27 protein-coding genes and 1 other annotated feature are annotated in these 25,187 nt (G+C 43.1%); of the genes, 3 read left to right on the top strand and 24 right to left on the bottom strand.

Going from position 1 to position 25,187, the window contains the following annotated elements; all coding sequences use genetic code 11:
• Nucleotides 1-95: 95 nt before the first annotated feature.
• From WMO28_RS03710 to WMO28_RS03700, 3 genes are all read right to left on the bottom strand, one after another.
• The gene (locus WMO28_RS03710) at nt 96-920 is read right to left on the bottom strand and encodes a DUF4428 domain-containing protein (RefSeq protein WP_349056108.1); all 825 of its coding nucleotides are present in this window, start codon (nt 918-920) and stop codon (nt 96-98) included.
• Nucleotides 921-987: 67 nt separating this feature from the next.
• Nucleotides 988-1,821 (bottom strand): hypothetical protein, encoded by an 834-nt coding sequence (locus tag WMO28_RS03705; RefSeq protein ID WP_349056107.1) that lies wholly within the window; start codon nt 1,819-1,821, stop codon nt 988-990.
• A 171-nt stretch (nt 1,822-1,992) separates the two neighbouring features.
• A complete protein-coding gene (locus WMO28_RS03700) occupies nt 1,993-2,223 on the bottom strand; it encodes a response regulator (protein WP_349056106.1) in 231 nt (76 codons plus the stop codon).
• Between the two features lie 82 nt (nt 2,224-2,305).
• Here WMO28_RS03700 and WMO28_RS03695 point away from each other — a divergent pair, with 82 nt between their 5' ends.
• A complete protein-coding gene (locus tag WMO28_RS03695) occupies nt 2,306-2,752 on the top strand; it encodes a PAS domain-containing protein (protein WP_349056104.1) in 447 nt (148 codons plus the stop codon).
• Nucleotides 2,753-2,796: 44 nt separating this feature from the next.
• Here the strand turns inward: WMO28_RS03695 and WMO28_RS03690 are convergent, their stop codons facing one another.
• Both WMO28_RS03690 and WMO28_RS03685 read right to left on the bottom strand, forming a co-directional pair.
• A complete protein-coding gene (locus WMO28_RS03690; RefSeq protein WP_178642585.1) occupies nt 2,797-4,524 on the bottom strand; it encodes a S8 family serine peptidase in 1,728 nt (575 codons plus the stop codon).
• A gap of 85 nt (nt 4,525-4,609) precedes the next feature.
• On the bottom strand, nt 4,610-6,631 hold the full coding sequence (locus tag WMO28_RS03685) for a beta-galactosidase (RefSeq protein ID WP_349056103.1): 2,022 nt from the start codon (nt 6,629-6,631) through the stop codon (nt 4,610-4,612).
• A gap of 271 nt (nt 6,632-6,902) precedes the next feature.
• On the opposite strand from WMO28_RS03685, the gene fliB reads away from it, so the two are divergent.
• Nucleotides 6,903-8,051, top strand: a complete 1,149-nt coding sequence (fliB, locus tag WMO28_RS03680; protein WP_178642589.1) for a flagellin lysine-N-methylase — start codon at nt 6,903-6,905, stop codon at nt 8,049-8,051.
• A gap of 108 nt (nt 8,052-8,159) precedes the next feature.
• On the opposite strand, the gene WMO28_RS03675 is transcribed toward fliB, so the two are convergent.
• From WMO28_RS03675 to WMO28_RS03640, 8 genes are all read right to left on the bottom strand, one after another.
• Nucleotides 8,160-8,747: a cytidylate kinase family protein gene (locus tag WMO28_RS03675; protein WP_178642595.1), complete on the bottom strand. Its 588-nt coding sequence runs from the start codon at nt 8,745-8,747 to the stop codon at nt 8,160-8,162.
• Between the two features lie 20 nt (nt 8,748-8,767).
• The gene (locus WMO28_RS03670; protein WP_349056101.1) at nt 8,768-10,132 is read right to left on the bottom strand and encodes an MATE family efflux transporter; all 1,365 of its coding nucleotides are present in this window, start codon (nt 10,130-10,132) and stop codon (nt 8,768-8,770) included.
• A gap of 215 nt (nt 10,133-10,347) precedes the next feature.
• Complete coding sequence (locus tag WMO28_RS03665; RefSeq protein ID WP_178644150.1) at nt 10,348-10,656, bottom strand: hypothetical protein; 309 nt, start codon at nt 10,654-10,656, stop codon at nt 10,348-10,350.
• Nucleotides 10,657-10,670: 14 nt separating this feature from the next.
• On the bottom strand, nt 10,671-11,126 hold the full coding sequence (locus tag WMO28_RS03660) for a cytidylate kinase family protein (RefSeq protein ID WP_178644148.1): 456 nt from the start codon (nt 11,124-11,126) through the stop codon (nt 10,671-10,673).
• Between the two features lie 550 nt (nt 11,127-11,676).
• Entirely contained in the window at nt 11,677-12,039 is a 363-nt protein-coding gene (locus WMO28_RS03655) for a metalloregulator ArsR/SmtB family transcription factor (RefSeq protein WP_178644146.1), read from the bottom strand.
• Nucleotides 12,039-12,680, bottom strand: coding sequence for a nitroreductase family protein (locus tag WMO28_RS03650; RefSeq protein WP_178644144.1), 642 nt, complete (start codon nt 12,678-12,680; stop codon nt 12,039-12,041). The genes WMO28_RS03655 and WMO28_RS03650 overlap by 1 nt, the downstream gene beginning before the upstream one ends.
• Before the next feature lie 157 nt (nt 12,681-12,837).
• Nucleotides 12,838-14,316, bottom strand: a complete 1,479-nt coding sequence (locus WMO28_RS03645; RefSeq protein WP_349056100.1) for a subtype B tannase — start codon at nt 14,314-14,316, stop codon at nt 12,838-12,840.
• A gap of 17 nt (nt 14,317-14,333) precedes the next feature.
• Nucleotides 14,334-15,491: an MFS transporter gene (locus tag WMO28_RS03640; protein ID WP_349056099.1), complete on the bottom strand. Its 1,158-nt coding sequence runs from the start codon at nt 15,489-15,491 to the stop codon at nt 14,334-14,336.
• A 120-nt stretch (nt 15,492-15,611) separates the two neighbouring features.
• Here WMO28_RS03640 and WMO28_RS03635 point away from each other — a divergent pair, with 120 nt between their 5' ends.
• On the top strand, nt 15,612-16,538 hold the full coding sequence (locus WMO28_RS03635) for a LysR family transcriptional regulator (protein ID WP_349056098.1): 927 nt from the start codon (nt 15,612-15,614) through the stop codon (nt 16,536-16,538).
• An 84-nt stretch (nt 16,539-16,622) separates the two neighbouring features.
• Here the strand turns inward: WMO28_RS03635 and WMO28_RS03630 are convergent, their stop codons facing one another.
• The 11 genes from WMO28_RS03630 to WMO28_RS03580 form a co-directional block, all read right to left on the bottom strand.
• Nucleotides 16,623-17,444 (bottom strand): protein-ADP-ribose hydrolase, encoded by an 822-nt coding sequence (locus WMO28_RS03630; protein ID WP_349056097.1) that lies wholly within the window; start codon nt 17,442-17,444, stop codon nt 16,623-16,625.
• Nucleotides 17,445-17,477: 33 nt separating this feature from the next.
• Nucleotides 17,478-18,092, bottom strand: coding sequence for an SIR2 family NAD-dependent protein deacylase (locus WMO28_RS03625; protein WP_349056095.1), 615 nt, complete (start codon nt 18,090-18,092; stop codon nt 17,478-17,480).
• A gap of 227 nt (nt 18,093-18,319) precedes the next feature.
• Nucleotides 18,320-18,715, bottom strand: coding sequence for a pyridoxamine 5'-phosphate oxidase family protein (locus WMO28_RS03620; protein WP_349056094.1), 396 nt, complete (start codon nt 18,713-18,715; stop codon nt 18,320-18,322).
• A gap of 299 nt (nt 18,716-19,014) precedes the next feature.
• Nucleotides 19,015-19,455: an Rrf2 family transcriptional regulator gene (locus tag WMO28_RS03615; protein WP_349056093.1), complete on the bottom strand. Its 441-nt coding sequence runs from the start codon at nt 19,453-19,455 to the stop codon at nt 19,015-19,017.
• Between the two features lie 91 nt (nt 19,456-19,546).
• Nucleotides 19,547-19,672 carry an NAD(P)H-dependent oxidoreductase gene (locus WMO28_RS03610; protein WP_349056092.1) on the bottom strand — a complete coding sequence of 42 codons (126 nt, stop codon included), beginning with the start codon at nt 19,670-19,672 and terminating at the stop codon, nt 19,547-19,549.
• A gap of 16 nt (nt 19,673-19,688) precedes the next feature.
• Nucleotides 19,689-19,910, bottom strand: coding sequence for a hypothetical protein (locus tag WMO28_RS03605; protein ID WP_349056091.1), 222 nt, complete (start codon nt 19,908-19,910; stop codon nt 19,689-19,691).
• 166 nt (nt 19,911-20,076) lie between these two features.
• On the bottom strand, nt 20,077-21,774 hold the full coding sequence (locus tag WMO28_RS03600; protein ID WP_349056090.1) for a carbon starvation CstA family protein: 1,698 nt from the start codon (nt 21,772-21,774) through the stop codon (nt 20,077-20,079).
• Nucleotides 21,775-21,833: 59 nt separating this feature from the next.
• Nucleotides 21,834-22,082 (bottom strand) — a binding site (T-box leader).
• A 112-nt stretch (nt 22,083-22,194) separates the two neighbouring features.
• Nucleotides 22,195-22,797 (bottom strand): HD domain-containing protein, encoded by a 603-nt coding sequence (locus WMO28_RS03595; protein ID WP_178643994.1) that lies wholly within the window; start codon nt 22,795-22,797, stop codon nt 22,195-22,197.
• Between the two features lie 36 nt (nt 22,798-22,833).
• Entirely contained in the window at nt 22,834-23,331 is a 498-nt protein-coding gene (locus WMO28_RS03590) for a nitroreductase family protein (protein ID WP_178643996.1), read from the bottom strand.
• Between the two features lie 164 nt (nt 23,332-23,495).
• Nucleotides 23,496-24,032 (bottom strand): methylated-DNA--[protein]-cysteine S-methyltransferase, encoded by a 537-nt coding sequence (locus WMO28_RS03585; protein WP_349056088.1) that lies wholly within the window; start codon nt 24,030-24,032, stop codon nt 23,496-23,498.
• The gene (locus WMO28_RS03580; RefSeq protein ID WP_349056087.1) at nt 24,029-25,135 is read right to left on the bottom strand and encodes an MATE family efflux transporter; all 1,107 of its coding nucleotides are present in this window, start codon (nt 25,133-25,135) and stop codon (nt 24,029-24,031) included. The genes WMO28_RS03585 and WMO28_RS03580 overlap by 4 nt, the downstream gene beginning before the upstream one ends.
• Between the last annotated feature and the right edge of the window lie 52 nt (nt 25,136-25,187).

Here is a 25,187-nt window from a genome sequence, read left to right as displayed (position 1 = left end):
CCATTTTGTCATATAGTTTTTAGAGAAATCATCTATTTTCAGAGTTTTTATCACAAACAGAGTGAACAATTATGTCCACTCTGTTTAATCATTACTTAAAACGGTCTTGGCTGACCACAGTATTCACAAAACCTTCCGGTATTCTCTGCACCACACTGGCATTTCCACAAACTGCTGTTCTGCTGCATCCCTGACATTCCTGGCTGCATTCCTCCGTTCATGTTCATTCCCGACATTCCTGGCTGCATTCCTCCGTTCATGTTCATTCCCGACATCCCGGGCTGCATTCCTCCGTTCATGTTCATTCCTGACATCCCGGGCTGCATTCCCGCTGCATTTGGTGTCAGTGCCGCAATAATCTGATAAGCGGTCTGCTCCACTTCCATCAGTTCTCGTCTTTTGTCACTGCTTATGGAGAAAGTATTCAGGCGAAAATCCATATCATCAAACCACTGAGTTCTCACTTTAATACGCATGGTATAATCAAATTCATATTTATATACCGGTGGCTGATAACTTACATTTTCTCCATCCTTTGTATATGTTTCCTCATGCTGCTGTTGATCTACATCAACTCTGCACTGTACAATGGCTGATAAAGGAACTATGTCCGGGTTTTCATTGACATCCAGTTTCCGTGCAACAGTAAAATTTCCTTTATTATCATCAATAAAAACATTGTAATTTCTGGTATTGATCTGACGGGTTATACAAAAGTCCATTACCGCTTTTTTGTTTTTTTCACGATATTCCAGCTGGCGTTTGATATCCTCTACTGTACTGTGCCGCCGCTCCTCAAACCATGGTGATAATTTTTTCGCACAATCCTTACACAGATTTCCGTCATCCAGTTTTCGATTTCCCAATAAACCAATTTTCTCCCCGCAGATGTCACAGATTTTCTTATCAAATAATCCCATACCCTATCCTCCTTTTTTATCTGAAATCCCATACTGCCGCACCGGAATGGTGCGGCAGTATTTTACCTTATTCTGTAACAATTATTTTTTCAAAATATGTCTTTACGGAAAAATCAACTTCACCTGTTTCAGAATCATCTGCTTCTTCGCCGTCATCAGATTCCTCTGCATCATCTTCTGCTATCAAACACAGTTTTCCATCATCTAGTAAATTAAACTTCATATTATCAAGACTGAAAAACATAGTTCCTGCCTCATCCTCTGTTACAGCCTTTAATACCAGTGCGTTTCCTTCCACGTCGCCCTGAAGTTCTACTTTTGTCTCTTCTCCGCTCTCTATTAAGATAATTTCAGCCTTTCCGTCTTCCACAGACATACTCATTTCAAATCCTGTAAAGTCAGCATTAACCGGCATCTGCATTCCAAATGCTTCCATCAGAGTACAGCTCCATTCTCCTTCAAAATCCTTCATAGTTGGATTTTCTACCGGTTTGCCCGGTACATAAGGCTCATACTCTTCCTTTTCCTGACTCAGGATCATTGTCGTTCCATCTGCTGTTAAGGTTATCTTACCGTCCTTGTACTCACATTCTTCTGTCTGATCATTATGAGTCATCAAAATTTTATCATTTTCTATTTTCCACTCTGATTCATCTACTTCAGGCTCTTCCCCATAAACAGAACTTGTTGTTTCCATTTTACCGTCTTCTTTAATGTCCACGGTCACTTCCATTCCTATTGCCCCCGGATGAAAGGATGCACCTTCGCCCATAGAAAGCTCATTTACATACCAGGTTCCAATAACATCCTTTTCTTCAAGGGCATAAACACTTACGCTCATAAAGCCTGCCATTAAGACTCCTACTGTTCCTGCCATCCACAACCTCATTTTTTTACTCATACAAACATCTCCTTTCTTTTTTAATGTACTCCTCGGACTCTTTTTTACTTAATTTTGTGAGAAGATTTTTTGTTTATCTACATTATACGTGAACGCTCAGATATTTACACTAGCACTTCTGACAGCATGCATGTAATTTTTTTGGATAAATTAAAACCTGCTGAAAAGTTTTTAACTTTTCTCAGCAGGTTCATTAAAATACTTTCTGTTTTGGCGCATTCTCTCCAGATTTTCCAGAATTATATCTACACTGATTGGTTTGGCAATATGAGCGTTCATACCCGCCTTGATTGCCTTTTTGCGATCTTCCTCAAAAGCATTGGCAGTCATCGCAATGATTGGTATATTGGCGCATTTCGGATCATTCAATGTACGGATTTCCCGGGTTGCGGTATATCCCACATTTGCAGCCAGCCGTTCACAGCTTATGCGCTCTGCAGATGCAGCCCTTTATGAAATAAAACTTCACGGAAAAAACGGGTGTATGGCCTACAGGGAAGGTCTTCAGTCCGGAATCCGTAAACAACTGGGATTCGCATTTAAAGATATCTCTGAACACCTTCCGGGTGCATTTATCATATACAGAGCGGACAAAGACGATGACGAACTCTTTTATGCAAACCATGAGTTCCTTCATATGACCGGATATAAAGATATGGACGAGCTCTTCAGACTCACCAATAAGCGCTTCCGCAACCTGATCCTGAAAGATGAACAGAAACAGATAGAATCCAGCATCTGGGAACAGATTGATAGTGGTAATGAAAATGACTATATTCACTTTCACCTCCGAAAAGCTGACGGCTCCTATCTTTCTGTCCTCGATCACGGAAGGATCGTAGAAAGCCAGCAATATGGAAGGGTGTTCTATGTATTATTCATGGACTGGGAAGATATACATATTCATTACAGTGATAAATTTTCCGGATAATAACAGACATACGACTGTTTTTCTCGAAAAGGCTTATTTTTCAACTATAATGGAATACTTTGTGCTGCACAAAGCGCCCCCCATCCCACCTCCACACTCGGATACCGCTCAATCCCACCCACTGCCCTGGCTCCTCTTCTGAGATACGCCTTAACTTTTTCCCCATAAAGATAAGGGTCATTTTCCCTGACAATTCCCCATTCCATAAGAAGCGCTGCGCTGCCGCTGACAAACGGTGCCGCAAAAGAAGTTCCAGTGACGGCTGCATAGCCGCCTCCGGGAATCTGTGCTGTAATATTAACACCCGGTGCAGCCAGATCCGGTTTCTGATGAGGCAGATACTGACTTCCTCTTCCGGAAAAATCCGCATAGGCATTCAGCCTGGAATCATAAGCTCCCACAGAAATCACCTTCCCGGCTGTTGAAGGAATCGTCAGCGTTCCCACTGCTCTCGGAAAATAAAAACCGGTTCCACGATTCAGCACATTCCCTCCCGGCAGCCAAAGAAAATACTGGCCGGAACGCACACGTTTTCCACCTAAAACAATCTTCCAGACACCACTGTCCACATAATTACCCACAGGAATGAAATCTATGTAGATTTCCTGAGACAGCTGATATGGTCCCGGTTTACCATAGTAGATCAGAAGATCTGTGTTTTCCAGACGATGGCGCTGTGATCCAAGGCGTTCAAACAGCGGACCGATCTGTTCACCGGAAGGGCTTTGAAGGTATATTTCCATTTCATCTTCATAATCTTTCCACAGCTGCACATTCAGTGTTGGCTCAAAAGCTCCCACTGCCAGCTGAATTTCCTCTCTTTTTCCCTGTTCCAGAATGCCTCCTGCATGCCATGGCTGGCTTCCGTTATTTCCGGTTCCCGTTACGATCACAACTCGCCCCATAGCGGCAACAGTATCCATATAATTTTCAAGAAGGGAATCCCCTCTGTGTGACCCATAATTATTCCCAAAACTCAGATTGATCACCAATGGCCGGTTCATCTCCAATGCCTTTCTCATCAGATAGTCGATCCCCTGGATCAACTCCGTTGTCCTGGGGAAAGAATTTTCTCCGGGAATCCCCATTTTTACAACCAGAAGATCACTTTCATAAGCAACACCTCTGTTCACACCACCGGAAGCTCTTCCATTTCCGGCTGCAATTCCCAGTACCGCTGTCCCATGTCCGCTGGTATCCATAGACGGAACAAAGCGCCTGCCCTGGTTTTCTCCAAGTGCAAGCGCCTCGTCAATTTCTTCTTTCGTATATTCTGTTCCTCTTGTATATCCTGCCGGCGGTCTCCCAAGAATTCCCTGATCCCATAAATACAGAATCCGGCTGCTTCCATCCTCGTTTCGGAAATCGGGATGGAAATAATCAGCACCGGAATCCACGATTCCCATAAGGATTCCTTTTCCGGTCAATCCTTCAGCACCTGTCTGTACCGGCTGGATACAGCTGGCTGTTTTTCCCTGAAACACTTCAAAATAAAGCTGCTTCGGTTTTTCCATAAAGATTACATTTTCCCGGCTGGAATACCTGTCGATCTCCCGCTCAGGCAGAGTAACAACTGCATAATTTCCCAGAAGCGGAACTGCCTGTATTCCTTTCCCGGTAAGTTCCTCCTCCCTGCCTGTGTACTTCACGATCACATCCCAGGCTTTCTCATCCGGATCATATCCGATATTCAGATTTCCGGATTTCTGACGTTCCTCTTCTGTTGCATCCAGGGCCAGATTTAAAAGATTGTCGAGCTTCTGATCGGGCATGATAAACTCGCTTCTTTGATTCCTTACTTTACTATACACAGTCTGCCCGCATTAATTGACTTAATTTCCAATGCACTCTCCTGGATTACTGCTCATCACATTCCTCAACAATCTTCACACCCCACGCCGGAATGTTTAAGTTTTCCTGTGCTTTAATCGGATTTTCTGCCAAAAGTTCTACGCCATTTTTATAAATATATGGCACATTTTGTTCCTCAGCAGAATAGTTAAAGAAATATTTTACATTTTTTCCAAAATCATTGATTCCTTTTCGCACAATAACCGGATAGCTGTATATCGGCAATTCTACCTGTGCACTCTGGAGAATATCCTTCATTACAGCTTTCAGTGTTGCCTGGTCTGTCATACAGCCAAGATATACTGCCGTTCCACGTCCATAATGATTCTTTGTGATTGCAGCATACTCTTTCCAGTTGTAATGGTCATAATGTGCCAAAACTTCTGCGCCTTTCGAAATCAGCAGCTCCATAAAGATTTTTGCTTCTGCCTCAGGATTTTCACCAACAACGGTTCCCTTTAATCCTACGTTCTTCGGAAAAGTAAACTGATGATATTCTACTCCGAAGCAGTTATTCAGAATATGTGGCTGTACTTCATGACTTACCTTCACATTTTCATTTGCAAATGCAGTTTTAAAAGTAGCAACCAGATTTCCTCCATCTGCAACATAACGGTTCAGTTTCTGAAGCAGTTCATCCGGTGCCGCATAAAGAGCCGGTACAAAGATTGCCTTATATTGATTCAGATTTTCTGATTCAGGCCAGATGAAATCACATTCAACGTTCATCTGATATAAAGCATCATAGATCCAACGCACAACATCGTTATATCCAATGCCATCATTTCCTGCTGCCGTTGCCTGGATTCCGAACCATTTTAATGCTGTAAGAGCCTCATTGCTGACAAGGATCGCTACTTCATTCTTTTTCTTTATATTAATCAGATACTTCCCGATTTTCTGGAATTCCTGTCCGATCAGGCAAGCCTCCCGATAAGCATCATTCTCCTGAAAATCATGACTCAACAAGCCCTTCCAATATGTCTCAAAGGAATTATGAATGGAATGCCAGTGCCAGTACATTACACTGTTCGCACCGGAAGCCAGATGGCTGTATGCCTGCAGCCTGAGCTGACCTTTGTATGGAGTCCATCCCGGATATCCTTGCGCTTCTGTTTCAAGGACCAGATAGTTTCCATTTTTAAGAGATCTTGTCATATCCCCGCCGAATGCAATCTCTGCTCCTGTAAGATCATCCTGGGTAGGATGATAAATATCAACACCTGCAATTGTCAGGCACTGTGCAGCATGATAATGATTAACATCCGGCTGTATTCCATAGGAATATCCTCTCCACTCGAAATCAAAATTATGTGTGATAAACTGGTCATTTCTGCGATATTCATTTACAATATCTGCCTGCCAGCTTAAGAATTTATCAACCAGTGTTCTCTGGAATTTCTCAAACTCCGCGCCCAGACTTCCGTTGATCGTTCCACGTACATCTGGAAAATCTTCCCAGGCATTGATGCGGTTACTCCAGTAATCTAATCCAAACTCCCGATTCATTGCATCGAGATCATCATGGAATTTTTCGCGGAGATATTTTACAAATCTTTCCTGTACATTTTTTCCTGCTGTTCCATAATATTTTGTTTCGTTATCTATCTGATAACCAATGACGCATTTTCTGTGTGCTGTGCACTTCATTAATTCCCGTATCACACGTTCCGCATAGAAAAGATATACAGGATGTGTGATATCCATGATCTGACGGGCTCCATAAATTCCCCGTCCATGTACTGTTTCTGCGATAACATCCGGATGGGATTTTACCATCCATGTAGGAACCGCGTACGTGGGAGTTCCGATTATCACATTGATTCCGGCTTCCTCCATGACATCCATTACTCTTTCAACATGTGAAAAGTCAAAAACGCCCTCCTGCGGTTCGCAGGTACTCCATGTAGACTCCGCGATCCTGACAGTATTAATCCCTGCCTTTTTCATCATTGCAACATCCTGCGCTAACCGCTCACATGGCATGTATTCATCATAATATGCTGCTCCAAAAAGAAGTTCTTTCATTCGTTTGCCTCCCGTATTTTTTATTGTAAACACATACTAACAGAATTTTTCCACATATTATATCTTTTATTTTAGTAATTTATCGTTTATTTTGTTCTTTCCACTGTCTATATATTTTTTCTTGAAACGGAATACAGTTATTTTTTACTTCCATAAGTTTTCAGTTCTTATTCTTGGCACTGTTAGAATATCCGGATTCATTTCTGTTGTAGTTTCTTTTATGCAGTGCTATAATTCCAGTTAAAATTTACAAATTCCGGGGGAAATATTTATGCAGATTACAAAACCTACTTTTTATAATGAATTTTCCTGCATCGCCGGCAGCTGTCCTGATACCTGCTGTGCCGGATGGCAGATCATGATCGATCAAAACAGTCTCAAAAAATACCGCCACTGCAAAGGAGCTTTTCGCAATCGTCTTCTCAATGACATCGACTGGAAGGAACATTCTTTCCGTCAGTATCAGAAACGCTGTGCATTTTTGAACGAAGATAATCTCTGTGATATCTACAGCGAAGCAGGCAAAGATATGCTCTGTGATACCTGCCGTAAATACCCAAGGCATATCGAAGAATTTGAGGGACTTAGGGAATTGTCTCTGTCTCTTTCCTGCCCGGAAGCCGCCAGAATTTTTCTCAGTCATAAAGAAAAGATCATATTCCGGACTGTGGAAAAGGAAACTCCAGAAGAGACTTATGACGACTTCGACTATTTCCTTTTCACAGCGCTGATGGATACCAGGGACTATCTCTTCTCCGTAATTCAGGATCGTTCCGTTCCCTGTGCGTTGCGCCGCCGGAAGCTTCTGGCCTGCGGTCATGATTTCCAGCTCTGCCTTGACCAGAATGAATTATTTCAGTGGGAAACGATCCGCACACGTCATCAGAATTCTGCTTTTGGAGATTCTTTTCAGAAAAAAATCTTCAAGTGGAAAGATGCTGAAAAATCTTCTGATAACCTGAGAAAAAGCATATGGAAAACTATCATTCCCCAGATGGAAATCCTTCGATCCGGATGGCATGATTACCTGCGTGATACCTTAACTCCGTTATATACCTCCTGTGATACCGAACAGCAATACCAGAATGTCTGTCTCGAATTCGAAACCTTTTATCCGGACTGGAAGATTCAGGAAGAACAGCTTCTGCTCTACTGGATCTATACATATTTCTGCGGTGCTATATACGATGAGCAGATTTTTGCCAAGGTAAAAATGGCTGTTGTCTGCACCTTCATGATCCATGAACTTGCAGTGGGAACCTGGCTTTTGCAGCAAAAACAGTTTTCCTTTCCGGATCTGGTTTCTATCTGTTACCGTTTTTCCCGGGAGCTGGAACACTCTGACCAGAATCTTAATAAACTGGAAGAACTTCTTGATTGGGAAGAGATTTTTTCTCTGGGAAATCTGCTGGAAATATAAATTTACTTACACACAGATCAAAAGGCTCCCGAAGGAGCCTTTCCGAGTAATTCCCTCTCTTTCCTTCTGAAGACACATTACATAAACAAAAAGGGATGTAAGTAATTTTTATTCCACACATTTCAAAATAATCTCCTCACACCGCTCATACCCCAGCTCCGAGCTGTTCAGACAAAGGGTGTAGTTACTGGCTTTTCCCCACTTCTGCTCTGTATAAAAATTATAATTCGTCATTCGTCTCTTATCGGTATCTGCCATCATTTTCAGAGCCTCTTTTTCCTCTACATGATAAAGGTCGCAGATGCGTTTTGTCTTTTGCGGAATGTTTCCGTGAATAAAAACATTCAATACATCCTCTCTGTCCTTCAGTATAAAATCCGCATTTCTTCCAATGATCACACAGGGCTCTTTTTCCGCAATATTCAGAATGACTTTTCTCTGTGCTTCATATACCATGTCTTCCACAGATTTTCCGGTTATGTCACGTCCTGCAAGTGCGTACGCAAAAATTCCTCTTTTTGGTGACAGCTCGGCACTTTCCTGAATGTATTCCGGTGACAGTCCTGACTTTTCTGCAACCTGTGCAATCACATTTTTGTCATAGTAAGCAATGCCCAGCTTTTTTGCAACCTGCTCACCGATAAAACGGCCGCCGCTTCCAAACTCTCTGCTGATGGTAATGATTTTTTTTGTCATATTCCGTACCCCCTTCGCCTTTATAAAACATCCACTTTATTCTTTCTGATCTTTTTCAGGAACACATAACCCACTATGCAGGATACGATCTCCGTAACCGGAAATGCCCACCAGATCAGTGAGATTCCTGCACTGCCGCTTCGTACTGCCAGAGATAAGAGCGCTGCTAGAGGAAGTATAATCACCAGCTGCCTCAGAAGTGAAATGATCAGAGATTCCATACCACCATCCATAGACTGATAAATTCCCTGGTAGGCAACGTTGATTCCCGCAAAAATAAAGCTGATGGATATGATCCGCATTGCGCTGATAAAATATTCTCTGGACTGTCCGGCATTAAACAACGTAGCAAAAGCTCCCGGGAAAATTTCCGTGATCGCAACACCCACGATCATCAGTACGATGGTATAGATAAGTCCGTAACGGATTCCATCCTGGATTCTTTTTTTGCTCCGCATTCCATAAGCAAAAGCAATGATCGGCGTGATGGCGTCTCGAAGTCCGAAGGCAAGAAACAGTACAAACTGCTGGACCTTGTAAAACAGACCATATGCAGTCTGCGCGGATGGACTGAATTTCAGGATCAGGTTCATCACATAAACCATGATGGACATCAGTGCCTGGGCAATGATGGCCGGCAGTCCGATGGCATAGATTTCTTTTATGATCTCTCCATCCGGTTTCATGTACTTCATTCCATGTTCAAATTCCTTATTCAGTTTCGTATGAAAAATAAACAACAAAACAGCGGATGCCACCTGACCGATGACAGTAGCATAGGCAGCACCTTCTACTCCCATTTCCGGAACCGGACCGATACCGTAGATCATGATCGGGTCAAGAATGATATTGACAACTGCTCCCACTACCTGACCGATCGTAGAATAAAGGGAACGGCCTGTTGCCTGCAGTAATTTTTCAAACAGCGAAAAGAAAATAATTCCAAAAGAGATCACGCAGCAGATCCGAAGATAGCTGGTTCCCATTTCCAGAACCTGGGGATCTACAGTCTGTGATGAAATATAGGCTTTTACCCCAAAGATTCCAAACAGCAGACATACGATATAAATGAGTACTCCCAGAAAAAGACTGTTTCCTGCAACCTTTGCAGCCTTTTTACTGTTTCCCTGTCCCAGTGTCCTGGCAAGAAGTGCATTGGTTCCTACTCCTGTTCCGATTCCTACTGCCACCATAAGCATCTGAACAGGAAACACCAGCGTAAGGGCATTTAACGCGGCCTCACTGCCGGAGCGCATATTTCCCACAAAGGCACTGTCCACGATATTGTACACTGCCTGTAATGCCATGGATAAGATCATGGGAATTCCCATCTGGATCATGAGCTTATTCACCGGCATATCCTTCATCTTGTTACTTTCTGCCATTTTTTCATAGTCCTCCTTTTTACCCTTTCTGTACGAAAAAAAGTGTGTACCTGTCTGATAAGCTGGACTTACGCTGACAGGCTACACACTTTTTTTACGACAGATATGTATTTTTAACAAAAAGAAAACGAGTAGCTGAAAACTGGATTTACGCTAGTTCGCTACTCGTTTGTTGTAATTATATGACCTGTTTTCCCAAAAGTCAAACAAAAAAATTACTGATTTTCTTTTGTCTCATATGTCTTGAAACCAATGATCATTCCTGTATTTAATTTCATTCCCAGCACTGCAAACAGGAGAATTCCTACAGTCAGCAGTGCAGACAAGGGTGTGATCATTGCCACTACCAGAAGGTTTCCTGTTGTAAGCCACTGTACGGTTTTTGTTGATACGCCAAAAGTTTCCATAACCACCGGAAACGCAATATTTACAGCTGTTTCTGTGATCAGCCCGCAAAACGAAACAAGACATGCCGCCACTACAGCAAGGGCAAGTTTTGCAGGTACTTTTACTTTTCTCTCCATTCTCTCACTCTCCTCTATTTCGCCGCGTTTACGATCAGTTCCACACATTTCTCGATTCCAAGCTTTCCGGAATTTAACAGCAGATCGTAATTGTTCTTATTTCCCCACTCTTTGTTGTAAAAGCTCAGAGCGTGCATCTTTCTTTCCTGATCGGTCTTCTTTATCATGGCCTGCGCCTGTTTTTCCTCTGCCTGGTAATGCTCCACTGCATAGCGGACTCTGTCTTTCATATCAGAATATATAAATACATTCAGGGCATCCTTCTCTCCCAGTACAAAATTGGCAGATCTTCCCACGATCACACAGGGGCCTTCTTTTACGAAGCTCTCAATGATCTCATGTTCTGCTTTTTCGATCTTTTTCAGATTGTTATGTGCATCATCCACACCCATGACCAGGTTAAAAAGAAAGCTGCTGGTAACTCTCTGCTCTGTAGCTTCTACGGTTTCTTCCGAAAAAGAGATATGCACCTCTGTGTCATATCTCTAAGAATATCGTTTCCTCTTGCGCTGGAATTATTTTATCAAAGAATTTCTTCCTCTTCAAAAGGCATTTTGCACAAAATTCTGGCTGTATGTTATTGTGTAATCTGCCTATCCAATCATCATTCTGCTCTATGCAGAATATATATCAGATATTTTGAATATATGTTCCAATTTGTTCTAAACTATAATATGCTAAGCGTGTTACCGCCCCTAGACAGGTAAAGAAAGGGGGTGAACATAGTTGGAGTACATAATTTCATTTTTAATCGCTGTTGCGGCAGGTGTGACTTGCCATCTCATCTGCAAATGGTTAGACAAGCGATAGTCGGTAACTAGCCTATGGAGCTAAACCTTTCCATTGCCAAAATTAGGAATAAAAAACCCCAGTGCTGCGAACACTGGGGTTTTTGTTTGTTGCTTGTCGTCCATAGCTGGAACATAATTTCATTTTGCCTGTTGATATTATAGCATATGCAGCTTTGAAAAGCAATAGACTTCCTGTTAGTAAATCTTCCTGTTAGTAAATCTGCCCTGTTTATTCCAACTCCTTCTGACTTCTGTCCGGGAGTGAGGATGTGATGCTGACGGCTTTCTGCAGAACATCGATAAGCAGGGAAAAGCTGTTCATATCCGGGTCAAAATAATAATAATTCTTGGTGGATTCCCGCCGCATCTTCAGGATTCCTGCCTCTTTCAGAATCTGAATATGATGGGAAACTGCCGGTCTGGAGAGATGCGTTTTTTCTGTGATCTCATTTACACGAACCCCGGAACACTTGCCGATCTTCATCATTTCCAGGATCATATGCAGCCGGTTTGCATCTCCCAGTGCGATCAGAATTTTCTGGCATCCTGCAAAATCTTCTGCCAGCTTATCAATGTCTTCTTTCTTATACATTATTTTACCTCATGTCCGGAAGCTGCTTCGAAATGGTATTTTGCGATTCCCAGATCAATTTTTGAATAAAATCCTCCAAGAGATCTCGCCGTCACAGTTCCGTTCTTCAGTTCAAAAAGGAATTTCTGCTGATTCATAGCTGTAGGTGCAAGGCACGCTGCCTCCATTCCTTTGTGGAACCAGTCTGCAGTCTGATCTGCCTGGCTGAGCTTTTCGATTTCTTTACTCTTATGAGCAACTCCCTGATTTTCTCCATATCCAAGAGAGATCAGAATCAGCTGCTTTTGTCCTTTCTTAACCCTCGCCTGAGATTTTCCGTGTGTCATTGCTACCCAGCAGGTATTCAGTCCCAGCTCCTGGCATTTCAGCACAAGCTTTTCGCCATAGTAGCCTGCTTTTTCCTGGTCTTCTTTTTTTCCTACGATGGCAATATAGTTCTTTACATTTGAAAATTTTCCGTAGTGTGCCATAAAGGAGTCAAAGCATTTCGGCTCGTTATAAAAAATCTGAATATCCAGCCCGCTCTCTGCATTGATCTCTTTGATGCAGGCATTGATCTCGTTTTTCTTCTCCGGCTCAATTGCCTGATCCTTGTACTGGCGAACGCTGTGTCTCTGCTTCATTATTTCCATAATATCCATATGATATCCTCGCTTTCGTTTAATCGTTTAAACCAATCATACCATATATTTTCATAAAATATTCAATGGTAAAGAAAATTGAGACGATTAAATTTTTTGTAAAAAAACAGACAGGCCTTCCGTACCTGTCTGCAATTATTTTTTTATCAGATTCCGATCATTTTGCCAGATCATCGATCCACGCAAACAATTCTTCCAGATCGTAATCTCCACTGTGAGGGAGTCCCCATGGCAGCGCAAAATCTACATTAAAGCCTTTATTCTTCAGCATTGTAGCCAGGATCACCGGAATCGCAATGGAGGTATCCCTGTCAAATGCACCATGACGGATTCTCCAGTTTCTGGTGGTATCACGGCTTCCGATAAACTCTGTAGGATTCAGAAGGCGGATTTTCTCCGGATCTGCCATCTCTCCGCCGGCTTTGGAATGTTCCATGGAAAATGCTGTGAAATGTCTTGCAGGTACTTTTTCATCACCAAATTCTTCATTTTCCGGACTTTTCAGATCCAGGGCATCAAATGCAGGTGTGGGTTTCATACGGGTGATCTTTGCCACATAAGCATCTGTGTCAATACCTGTCGCCTTCTCCCCAGTATAGGTGATGTAATCCTGGCTTTCGATCTCGCTTCCCGGAACTGCAAGACCTTTCAGACGATTCTGGGAATCCAGAGTTGCTTTTTCTTTTGTAGCTGATTTCAGCACGAACTGCATCACATATTCACGGAAAGAACCTTCTCCGTTTTTATCCAGGGAGAGCGATTTTCCCTGGTCATCTTTCAGGTTCAGGCTGTTTACATATGCCGGGAATGATGCCTTCAATTCCTTTGACAGCTCCTTCTGTTCCTCACTGAGTTCCCTTACCACAGGAATCATCTTCGGCCCATTCGGTCCCATTTCAAATCTCATCATGTGAGACACGGTTTCCTTCTGGAAAAGCCACTCATAGGCAGCATCTGCATGTTCCAGATTGTGGATCGGACAATAGCAGCTTGCCGCAAAAATATCATCTCTTTCCTCGGCTGCTCCGATAGCTTTCAAATACGGCTCATATTCTTTTGCATTTCCTGTAGCTCCTGCCAGTGCGGAAAGTGCTCCTCCTGCCGAAGTTCCGTTTGTAATGATCTTTTCCACATCTCCCGGAACCAGACCTTTGTTATGCCGCATGTAACGGATTGCTGCCTTCATATCTACGATCAGTGCCGGAGCCCGTCCACATAATGCTTCTTCTGTTTCTCCGTTGTCCTTTCCTGCTCCACCTACAAAAAACTCTCTGGATCTCATACCGGTATTTCGTCCCCGGACACCGGCGCACATTACCACATATCCATGAAGCAGCCCTTCAAACGCTGTATTCGGTTTATGATTGAACTTGTCAATTCCCACTTCCATAGCCGGACCTTCCATATATCCGCCTACGGTATTGGGTGCAAAGATCGGCGCCGTTTTCAGATCATATCCATTGATCATTTCCCCGTGATAATATGCTTCCGGTACAAAAAGATTCAGCTTCTGCACTTTGTTCACCGGATTTTTGCAGTAAACAATGTTTTCAAATGCCCGGTAAGTGATCTTCCGGCCCCCAAGCTCACAGGTTTTTACTTCATATTTTTCAGGATTAAATTTTAAGTCATACATTTGTGTCACACCTCTTTTTATTTCTTCTCGTTATCTTTGTCTGTATATTTTTCCACATCCAGCAGTAATACAAGAACAAGAATTACGATTCCCAGAATCGCACCCATCCATGTATAATCAAATTTTACTGCGCTGATTATTGCTGCAGTTGGTTTTGCTGTCGGATCATATCCCACAGATGCAAGGATCCATCCGGTCAGAGCACTTCCGATACCAATGCCGATCTTGAAACCAATGGACTGTGCAGAAGAGATCAGACCTTCGGAACGGATTCCGAATTTCCGGTTTCCATACTCTACCACATCCGGAACAAAAGCAAATACCGCTGAAAGAATCGGACCTACGCCGAGAGAACGGATCACAGTTCCTACTACGATCATCGTTGTATTGTCACCGGCAATTCCGGTAATGCCAAATCCCAGGATGATCAGCACAGAACCGATAAGCAGGAAAGTTTTCTTGTTCCATTTTTTTGATACAACCGGCATCAGAAATAGAATAAAGATTCCCGGAAGCTGCTGGCTCATTGGAATATGAGCCTGTTCTTTTGCTTCATCCTCTGTGGTCATCTCTCTGTTCATCAGACCGGAAACCAGGATAAGCACACATGCTGCAAGTCCCAGAATAACACTGGAAGTTTTCCAGCCTAAATTCAATACCAGTGGTGTGATCAGGGATCCTGTTGCCAGACCGATGATGTTATTTCCCAGTGCTGAAAAAGTTGCAAGCAGTGTGGAATCATCTTTATCTCTTGTCATAAGAGGAAGCAGTGCTGTGTTTGAGATTCCGTAAATGGTATATACGATACAGTTCATAAAAATATACGTAATGTAGGCGTATACCAGTTTTCCGTTTCCACCAAGTCCCATAGGAACATTCATCAGAAGAACGATTCCGATCAGGGAAAGTGGTGCAGATGCGATCAGCCATGGTCTTGCCTTTCCAAGCTTTGTAGATGTTTTGTCCACGATGCCACCCATGATCAGATCCGTAACGCCATCAAAGATTCTGCACACCAGAAACATGGTAGCAATCGCACCGGCGCAGAGCATTGCCGTATCTGTGTAATAATTGAGGAGAAATGCTGCCGCGATCTGATTGAATATACATCCTCCACCTGTTCCAATACCATATGCCAGCTTATTTTTAAGCGGGACTTTTTTGTTTCCACCCATATTTTTTCCTCCCAAAATATGTATTTTTGATACTTAATATTATATTTCTCCCTTCGTTGACAAACAATTCTGCTTCCGCTAGAATTAAGTCAACATCCGACTTAAAGGGAGGAAATGGTAATGAACACCGATAATCTGAAAGAATTTATGGTTCTTGCCGAAACAAAAAATTTCTGGGAGGCTTCCGACCGTCTGTATATGAATCAGTCTACCCTGTCCAAACATATTAAAAGCCTGGAAAATGAGCTTGGAGTTCCATTATTTACACGTACTACCCGACGGGTAGAGCTTACCAGTTACGGACAGACCTTCCTTCCCTATGCAAAATCTGTAGTAAGATCGGAATTTGAAGGCATCTCCGCTATTCATCGAATGCGTAATATCGAAAACGGTCTGCTTACCATTGGTGTCCTTCCCTCCATGCCTCAGTATCACATCACACAGTTCCTCTCTCAGTTTCAGATAACATATCCGGAGGCTACCGTGCGTATCACAGAAGATGACCCTGTCAATCTGATGGATTATCTGGAAAATGAAAAATGCGAGCTGATCTTTACCCGGGAGGACAAAGCCTCTTTTGAAAAAAATTTTCTGTATGACCGGCATATTGTCCGTATCCCCTATATGCGTGACAGGCTGGCAGCTATCATGCCCATCGGGCATCCTCTTGCCTCCTGTGAAAGTATTTCCCTGCAACAGCTAAAGAACGAACGGTTCTGCCTCATCAAAGAGGGCTCCCTGATGTATCAGATTTCCACCGATGCCTGCCAGAATGCCAATTTTGTGCCCAATATCGTTTTTACCAGCCACAGAACCGATTCCATTCTGGACATGGTGACCAATCAGAATTGTATCGCTCTGTTGATGGATGTTCACGTCCAGCTTCCCGAAAATGGTCCGAAGCCCAGCTACTCCCCGTGGCGTGCTGTTCCCATTACCCCTGTGATCTCTTCACAGCTTTCCCTGTGCTACCGCAGTGACAGGCCTCTTTCCCGAACAGCTCAGCTTTTCGTAGACCTTTGTAATGATAAACTTTTCAAAAAATAACAGCCCCGTTGAAAACATGGCATACCTAACTGTATGCAGTCTTCAGCGAGGCTGTTTTCATAAAACCAGGCGTTGATCAGATATTTAAAACTGTCTTTTATAATATTCCAGATCCATATCCTTAAATACATTAAAGATCACCCGGTCAAAAGCTTCTCCATGTTTTTCCAGGAAAACTTCGGTGGTACTCACAGCGATCTCTGCTGCTTCTTTGTTCGGGAAATGAAATTCTCCGGTGGAGATACAGCAGAACGCTACGGACCGGATATTGTTTTCCATACAACAGTTCAGAACACTTTCGTAACAGTTCTTCAGATCCTGACGTAACTTGTCTGTTACCTCATAATAAACAATGGGACCCACCGTATGGATCACATGCTCCGCCGGAAGGTTATAACCGCTGGTCAGCATAGCCTGACCGGTTGGTTCTTCATAAGATCTTCCGTAACGGATCCGTTTCTGGTTCATCTGGTGGTTACACTCTGCGCGAAGCTCCACCCCGGCTGCGGAATGAATGGCATTGTCAATGCATCGGTGGCATGGCACAAAACAGCCCAGCATCTGGGAATTGGCTGCATTGACAATAGCCCCCACCTGAAGTCTGGTGATATCTCCCTGCCAGACAGAAATTTTTTCCGCAAAAGGCGCTGAGCTGTTGTACGCTTCTTTTACAGTTGGAATCTGATCCAGTGTCACGATTCCTTTTTCCCTGGCATCCTCTTTCAGAAATTCATCCTGCACCTTAAGAACCTGCTCATCCATATGCCGTGGCATCCGGATATTCATAAGAGAACGAAGGATTCTTCTTTTTTCTGTCTCGCTGTCTGAGACCTTAAGGTTTCGGTATTCTCCGGAATCTTCTTTAAATTTTTCTACAAGATAGTCAAGTCGCTGTTTCTGATCCATATGCTCTCCTTCTGTTATACGACGATTCTGATTTTAATCTGCCTGTGATACTTCGGCAGATTTTTTCTTTATTTCTATTGTAATATCCCGTAAGCTGTCGCACAAGTCACGATTAATCCCGATTCCACGCTCTCCGAAACTTTCCGGAATCACAGCTTCGTCTCTGTTCAGACGGATCAGCTCTGTATTTTTGTGCTCACGTACCATTTTTTCAAAAGGAAAGCGAATAATAGATGGTGTGTTAAAACCAACTCCAAGCTCCAGCAGCACAACCTTGCCTTTTTTCAGCTGATTCAGATAATTCCCGTAATTCTCTGCAGCCTCATTCCACTGCTCATCTTCCACAAAATACTGGTCGCACCGGAGATTCATTGCCATAGGACCGCCGCATACCGGACATTTCGGCACCATGTAAGAAGGAATTTTGCAGTCCTTTTCCGCCTGAACCATCTGGGTAAATATGGAAACAGCATCGTAGGTCTTCGGATGACAGCCCTTCATACACTGAATCCGGCCGTAATCTCCCTGTGTGGCAAAGATCCGTTCTTCTGAAAATCCGGCTTTCTGAAACTGATGATCCACATTGGTCGTCAGCACAAAATAGTCTTTTTCTTTTACCAGATCAAAAAGCTGCTCATACAAGGGCATGGCCGGTGGTTTGATACGATTTACATAAGAATGTCTGCACCAGTAACCCCAGCGTTCTTCCTCTGTCTGGAACGGATAAAAACCTGCGGAATATATCTGCTGTGAATGTCCACTTTTTATATACAGGAAATTCCTGCGTCCATTGGGCAGAAATGAATGCAGGAATTTTCCCGGTGTGCTATTAAAATCTGTTATGCTGTAGAATCAAGGGGATTTTATCGATTCTATTAAAATTCGTATGGCGGGTTGCCGGAGAAATCTGCGATTACTCCATGTGGGTTCTCAAGATAAAATACCTCAAAGATCGGGTTCTCAGCAGTCTCATACTGACCTTTAACGATCGGGTTCTCCATGCAGGCTACCTTTACTTCATGGTTGTTCTCAAAAACAGCCTTTCCATGGAGACGGATCCATGCATACTCAGGACTGGATACGGAAACCTCGATCTCCGGGTTTGCCTGAATATCCTTGTAAACATCTTTGGTATTGTTGGTGCAGAACCAGAGCTTTCCGTCTTTCTCAAAACAGAACATGAACGGACGGCATTTCGCCTTTCCATCGCGTCCTACTGTTGCCAGATACTGTACTGGGTTTGCCTGTAAAAATTCTACTACTTTCTTCATGATATCTCTCTCCTTTGTTTTAGAATTATTCGCTTAAATATCCTTTTTTTATGTTTGTGACTGACCGGTCTTTGTTGTAACTGTCTTTATTACATTTAGAAATATAGCACCGTTTTGTTGTAATATCAATAGTTACAACCAAGTTTTTTATATTTTTTTAAAGAACTTTTTTATACAATGAAATGTTACTGAATAATTTCCTACAATATAAAAAAACCGCTACTTGGCAGACTTCATACTTCTCTGCTTTGTAGCGGCGTATCATTTCCGGAATGCACTTTTTACATTCCTATTCTGTTTTAATTCTGCTGCTGAAGATATTTCTCCAGATCTTCCTTCACATCCTCAAGAGTAATGGCCTGAAGCTCTCTCTCCATTGCGTCCTGCACCCGCTGCAACTTGTCATCCAGAATGTTGTGGATATTTTTTCCAACCGGACATTGCGGGTTCGGATTCTCGTGGAAATGAAACAGCTTGTTATCCTCCACACATTCCACTGCCCGGTATATATCCAGAAATGTGATTTCTGACAAAGGTCTGGTAATTGTGGTTCCCCCTGTTCCTCTGGCAACCTGCACCAGACCGGCAGCTTTCAGCCGCAGAAGGATCTTACGGATGATGACCGGATTTACATTGGTACTGGACGCGATAAAATCACTGGTTACTTTATATTCATTCTGAAACGTATCAAGGCATGTAAAAATATGCACTGCTAACGTAAATCTACTGGATATCTGCATTTTCTCTTCACCTCTGCTGTTTTTTCTTATCATATATCGTTCCCGTTGTAATGTCAATGATTACACTAAGGTGAATCTGAATGCAAACCATTTATTTTCCAAAGTATTCCCGGATTTCTTTCATACCTTCCTGCTCGAAGACTTTTTTCATTTCTTCCAGCGCAAGTGCTGTGTTTCCTTTCGCCCTGGGGCTTCCGTTAAGCATTAATACTTTCATTTATAAATCTTCTTCTTTATTCTGTAAATGTATATCTCACCATGTATCCATTTCCGTCACCGGTTACGATCACCACATCTCCGTCTGCGTTCCGTGTCGTATCGATCACCGGAAATCTTCCGTTCTGTGCTACATAAGCTTCCGGACTCTCAATTTCCGCTTCAATGATCTCCTGCTGGGAATGACGTTCTCCCCCACATGGATTGATCGTTTCAATAATAATCTCATATTCCTTCATATTCGTACACCTCTCTCCGAAATTTTATATTCTCATTTTACCACAGAATTTTTTATCTGCAAAAGATTTCTTTTCATCTCTGCTGTTTATAAATATAAAGAAGGCATGAACCCTGTATCTGATCCATGCCCTTTTCTCGCTTTATAATCTGATTTTACCGATAAATTTATGCTGCAACTTTTTTATCATCTGTTTTTTCAAACAGTTTCTTAACACCCTGGATTGCTACCAGTACACCAAGGATCAGAAGTAATACCGCGAATATAAGCTGTAACGTATTTCCAAGATCCAGACCCGTTGTTACCAGTGCTTTTGAAAGCTTCGTGATGGTCATTCCAAGAGCTGTAAATGTAACTGCCATCATGAATACCATAGGGATCCAGAGCATACAGCCCTGACGTTTTGTTTTCTTTAAGAACACTGCACAGGCTACAAGAGCAAGTACAGATAACAGCTGGTTTGCGGAACCAAACAGCGGCCAGATCTCCGCATATCCCACCTTTGTAAGCATGTAGGCAAGTACCAGTGTGATGATTGTTGCAAAGTATTTATTTGTTACTACTTTTAAGAATGGGCTCATATTCTCTTCATCTGTATCAGAATCAAGGAAAAACTCCTGGAAGGACAGACGTCCTACTCTGGCTACAGAATCAAGAGAGGTCAGCGCAAATGCAGACACTGCAAGGTTGATCAGTGTAAACACCAGGGAATGAGGAAGACCGATCACAGAAAGGAAGTTTGCGATGGCACCTGCAAAAATCTGCGGCTGTGTGGTAAGTCCCTGTGCTGCAGCCTCTCCGTCTCCGAAAGACGCAACTGCGATCAGCGCGATCACTGCAAGCATACTTTCCATAAGCATTGCTCCGAAAGAAACCGGCAGCATATTCTTCTCACTTTTAATCTGTTTGGATGCGGTACCGGAGGATACCAGAGAGTGGAAACCGGAAACTGCACCACAGGCAATGGTTACAAACAGAATCGGGAACATATACTGTCCATCTACATTAAAGCTTGTAAATGCTTTCAGATGGCAGGAAGGATTGGATACAAATACACCGATGACAGCACCCACGATCATAAAGATAAGCAGATAACTGTTCAGATAATCACGGGGCTGAAGTAATGCCCATACCGGTGCGACACTGGCGATCAGAATATATGCGAAAATAATGATATGCCAGGTTCCCAGGCTTACATACATCGGGAAGTTAAGTCCAATAACGATCGCTACTACCAGTAATAAAATTGCCACTGCTGTGTTGACCCATTTGTTAAACTTCGTATATTTCAGGAAAAATCCCAGTGCAACGGCCTCCAGTATGAATAACATGGAAGTGGTTGCAACAGCTCCGTTTGCAGCTACTTTTGTAACAGTTCCTGCATCATTTGCCACAAATCCGTTAAAGGTTCCTGCTACTACATCTGCGAATGCCGCAACAACCAGAATACAGAACAGCCAGCAGAATAAAAGAAATAATTTTTTTCCAAGCTTTCCAATGTATTCTTCAATGATATAACCAATTGTACGACCTTTGTTTTTTACAGATGCATACATGGATGCAAAATCCTGAACAGAGCCAAAGAATACACCACCGATCAGAATCCACAGCAGAACTGGCAGCCAGCCAAAAACTGCTGCCTGGATCGGTCCGTTGATCGGTCCTGCACCTGCTATGGATGCAAACTGATGTCCAAATACTACATTGGTGTCAGCCGGTACATAGTCCACTCCATCTTCCAGCTCATATGCCGGTGTTTTTGCTTTTGGGTCAATCCCCCATTTGTTCTGGAGATAACGGCCATACAGCAGATAGGCTCCGCCTAATACTACGATGGCAATTATCATCATTGTGATTCCGTTCATAATATCTCCTCTTTCCTTTATTTATATATATGAAAAAAGCCCTTGTTATCCTGTTGGATAACAAAGGCGGAATGTTCCGTGGTACCACTTTGTATTATCATATTCATTACTGGATATGATCTCTTGATACTGTCTTTAGAAACAGTTTCTTCTGTAACGTGAAGACTACGTCCCTGCCTACTCAAGCATTCAGTATTCAGTGGGATGCTCCCAGGTGATATCACACAAATCCTTCTGTCGCTTCTCATCTTTCTGCAATTCTCTGTAATCCGGTTATTTCTGTGACTTGTCCTGTTCTTTGCATTTTTTTTTATTTATCTAATGTTTTACTCCTTTTTTTATAAAATAGCAAGAAATATTTTGGACATATTTTATAATTTTGTCTATGTTTTATTGTGTAATTTATACATATCCAGTTTTTTATGCTTCTGCTTCCATCTCTTTCTGGATCTCATCCTCACTGTCTGCCATAGCCTGCAGTGTCATGGTAAGAAGCTTGGCAAGATCCCAGCCCAGCTGATCTGCACCACGCTGGATCACTTCTCTGGAACAGCCTGCTGCAAAGCCTTTGCTCTTGTATTTCTTTTTGAGAGACTTCAGCTCCATGTCCTTGGTACTTTTTGACGGGCGCATCAGTGCTGCTGCCCAGATCAGGCCTGTCAGCTCATCTGCTGCAAAAAGGACTTTTTCCATTTCATGCTCCGGTGCTGTCTCGATGGTCGCACCGCATCCGACAGTGATTCCGTAACCATGGGAAACTACTGCATGAATGATGTCTTCTCCCACACCTGCCTCACGAAGAAGTTCCGGTGCTTTCAGACAGTGCTCATCCGGATAAAGTTCAAAATCAATATCATGAAGCAGTCCTACAATACCCCAGTATTCTGCGTCATCGCCGTATCCCAGCTCTTTTGCGTACCATTTCATCACTGCCTCAACAGTCAGTGCATGCTGGATATGAAAAGGATCCTTGTTATATTTTTTTAATAATGCAAATGCCTCATCTCTTGCGATGTGTTCCATTTTTTGTTCCTCGATTCTGTTATTATTTATCTGTTTTTATTCCACAAAATGAATCCTGCTCTCGTCAAACCGGTTCTGCTGCTCTCTCTTCTCTGCCGGATATCCAAGAGCAAACAGTGAAAATACCTCTACATTTTCCGGAAGGTTCAGCATATCATGCACGGCATCCATCCGATCCTGCATCGGCGCGATTCCGATCCACACGCCGCCAAGTCCCAATGCGTCAGTTTCCAGCCAGATATTCTCCTGAGCGATGGACATGTCGATCTGTGCCATGGTCTGTACCACCAGCCCCTCTTTTCGATATACAGGAACGATCACGACCGGCGCTCCTGCCGCACAGCCGGAATATGGCGTCGCGCCTGAAAGCTCCCTGATTTTCTCTTTATCCGTTACAACATAAAATTCCCATGGCTGCTGATTACATGCACTTGGAGCCTGCATGCCTGCTTTCAGGATCTGCAGGATTTTTTCCTTCTCAACCGGTCTGTCTTCATATTTCCGGATACTTACTCTGTGAAAAATATTCTCCATGATGATTCCTCCCATACCAGATTTTTATCTTTCCATAGCATTTTCCATTGAACACCTGCTGCTGAAATAATTACAGCTATTTCCCATCTATTTTATCATAATTACAGCGGAACCAACAGGGCACATTTCTGAAAACGTTTTCTGTTTTCACGATCACATTTTTTCTACAGTGCAGTCCCCTTCTTCGGAACGAAAAATCTGCTCATATCTGTTTTTTCCAGCTTCAGGAGAGCGATCTTCTTGTCAATTCCACCTGCATATCCCGTAAGGCTTCCATTGCTTCCCACCACGCGGTGACAGGGAATGATAATGGATATTTTATTATGACCGACTGCTCCGCCCACTGCCTGCGCAGACATTTTTTTCACACCCCGCTGTACGGCAAGCTGCCTGGCGATCTCACCATAAGTAATCGTCTGTCCGTATGGAATCTTACGCAGAATTTCCCATACAGCACACTGAAATTCCGTTCCCACCGGATGAAGCAGCGGCATAAAATCCGGTTCCTTTCCCTGAAAATAAATATCCATCCAGCGCTTTGCATCCTTTAACACCGGCGTTTCTTCCTGTTTACATTCTTCTTTTTCAAGCTGGGCAGCATAATATTTCTGCCCTTCCAGCCAAAGCCCTGTAAGACCTTTTTCATCTGCCGCAAGAAAAATCTTTCCCAGTGGTGACTGATAATCTGTTGTATAGATCACAATATTTTCCCTCTTTTTTTATATAAGTATATTCCGATCACCGCAATGATCCCTTCTGTAACCGGATAGGACAGCCAGACACCGTTCATTTCAAACAGTGACGCCATCAGAACAGAAACCGGAATGATCAGAACAAGTCCTCTGCCCAGAGATATGATCTGTGCGGGAACTGCTTTTTCTGTGGAAGTAAAATACGCAGACAGAACAATGTTGCAGCCTGCAAAAAATACCGCCGTAAAATACAGCTTCATTCCCGTCACCGCAAGCTCCTGAAGTACCGGATTTCCTTCACTGTTAAATATAGCCGTGACAGGTTCCGCACCGATCCAGAATGCCACATATACAAGTACTGAAATGATCGCGGTCAGGCATATTCCATACCGGAGGATATTTCGGATCTTTTCTTTTTCACGAGCTCCGTAAAGCCGGCTTAATACCGGCTGCATTCCCTGTGCGATTCCCGTATAAACAGATGATATCACAAGAGAGAGATTAGCGACAACACCATATGCCGCCACTCCGATATTTCCTTTTAATTTCAGGATAAGCATGTTAAAAACAATGATCACGATTCCGGAGGCAAGCTCTGTGATCATTGACGGAAAGCCCAGTGACAGGATTCCTCCGGCGCTGGAAAGCTTCGGTGTACAGATCCGGAAATGAAACTGATTTTTCTGTCTGATCCAGTGCACGGAAAGCACGCCCAAGCTGATCACCGGTGCCAGCCCTGTGGCAAAAACAGCGCCGAAAATTCCCATTTTCATGGGGAAGATAAAAATATAATCCAGCAGAATATTGAAAAAACTTCCTGTTAGCATGGCGGTCATAGACAGCCCCGGATTTCCGTCGTTCCGCACAAAACAGAGAAGGGTATCATTTGTCATAAACGCAGGTGCAAACAGAAGAAGGACTTTCAGATAGGTTTTTGTCATCTGCCAGATTTCTCCCTCTGCTCCCAGAAGTGACGCGATCTTTCCCGGACAAAAAGCTCCGGCAAGTACATAGATCAGTGCCAGAATCGCCATCATATATACAGTCATCGAAAACGTTTTATCTGCTTCTTTCTCTTTTTTCTGGCCTCTGCATATGGAATATCTGGTCACGGCGTCCTATTTCTCCACTCCCCTCTTGCCAACCCCACCCATCTCCTCTAAA

The organism is Blautia aquisgranensis (genome assembly GCF_040096615.1).
GTDB classification, from domain to species: Bacteria; Bacillota; Clostridia; order Lachnospirales; family Lachnospiraceae; genus Blautia_A; species Blautia_A aquisgranensis.
The sequence above is the reverse complement of the archived record's forward strand: the minus strand, read 5'-3'. Positions and strand labels throughout refer to the sequence as shown.

Coding starts and splice junctions, on each gene's coding strand:
- WMO28_RS03675 (WP_178642595.1), bottom strand. CDS start 8,747: ATGACAAAAAAAATCATTACCATCAGCAGAGAGTTTGGAAGCGGCGGC.
- WMO28_RS03640 (WP_349056099.1), bottom strand. CDS start 15,491: ATGGGTGGAAACAAAAAAGTCCCGCTTAAAAATAAGCTGGCATATGGT.
- WMO28_RS03645 (WP_349056100.1), bottom strand. CDS start 14,316: ATGTATGACTTAAAATTTAATCCTGAAAAATATGAAGTAAAAACCTGT.
- WMO28_RS03710 (WP_349056108.1), bottom strand. CDS start 920: ATGGGATTATTTGATAAGAAAATCTGTGACATCTGCGGGGAGAAAATT.
- WMO28_RS03690 (WP_178642585.1), bottom strand. CDS start 4,524: ATGCCCGATCAGAAGCTCGACAATCTTTTAAATCTGGCCCTGGATGCA.
- WMO28_RS03635 (WP_349056098.1), top strand. CDS start 15,612: ATGAACACCGATAATCTGAAAGAATTTATGGTTCTTGCCGAAACAAAA.
- WMO28_RS03685 (WP_349056103.1), bottom strand. CDS start 6,631: ATGAAAGAACTTCTTTTTGGAGCAGCATATTATGATGAATACATGCCA.
- WMO28_RS03590 (WP_178643996.1), bottom strand. CDS start 23,331: ATGGAGAATATTTTTCACAGAGTAAGTATCCGGAAATATGAAGACAGA.
- WMO28_RS03605 (WP_349056091.1), bottom strand. CDS start 19,910: ATGAAGGAATATGAGATTATTATTGAAACGATCAATCCATGTGGGGGA.
- WMO28_RS03655 (WP_178644146.1), bottom strand. CDS start 12,039: ATGTATAAGAAAGAAGACATTGATAAGCTGGCAGAAGATTTTGCAGGA.
- WMO28_RS03610 (WP_349056092.1), bottom strand. CDS start 19,672: ATGAAAGTATTAATGCTTAACGGAAGCCCCAGGGCGAAAGGAAACACA.
- WMO28_RS03595 (WP_178643994.1), bottom strand. CDS start 22,797: ATGGAACACATCGCAAGAGATGAGGCATTTGCATTATTAAAAAAATAT.
- WMO28_RS03650 (WP_178644144.1), bottom strand. CDS start 12,680: ATGGATATTATGGAAATAATGAAGCAGAGACACAGCGTTCGCCAGTAC.
- WMO28_RS03665 (WP_178644150.1), bottom strand. CDS start 10,656: ATGGAGAGAAAAGTAAAAGTACCTGCAAAACTTGCCCTTGCTGTAGTG.
- WMO28_RS03625 (WP_349056095.1), bottom strand. CDS start 18,092: ATGCCCTTGTATGAGCAGCTTTTTGATCTGGTAAAAGAAAAAGACTAT.
- WMO28_RS03630 (WP_349056097.1), bottom strand. CDS start 17,444: ATGGATCAGAAACAGCGACTTGACTATCTTGTAGAAAAATTTAAAGAA.
- WMO28_RS03620 (WP_349056094.1), bottom strand. CDS start 18,715: ATGAAGAAAGTAGTAGAATTTTTACAGGCAAACCCAGTACAGTATCTG.
- fliB (WP_178642589.1), top strand. CDS start 6,903: ATGCAGATTACAAAACCTACTTTTTATAATGAATTTTCCTGCATCGCC.
- WMO28_RS03705 (WP_349056107.1), bottom strand. CDS start 1,821: ATGAGTAAAAAAATGAGGTTGTGGATGGCAGGAACAGTAGGAGTCTTA.
- WMO28_RS03695 (WP_349056104.1), top strand. CDS start 2,306: ATGGCCTACAGGGAAGGTCTTCAGTCCGGAATCCGTAAACAACTGGGA.
- WMO28_RS03615 (WP_349056093.1), bottom strand. CDS start 19,455: ATGCAGATATCCAGTAGATTTACGTTAGCAGTGCATATTTTTACATGC.
- WMO28_RS03670 (WP_349056101.1), bottom strand. CDS start 10,132: ATGGCAGAAAGTAACAAGATGAAGGATATGCCGGTGAATAAGCTCATG.
- WMO28_RS03600 (WP_349056090.1), bottom strand. CDS start 21,774: ATGAACGGAATCACAATGATGATAATTGCCATCGTAGTATTAGGCGGA.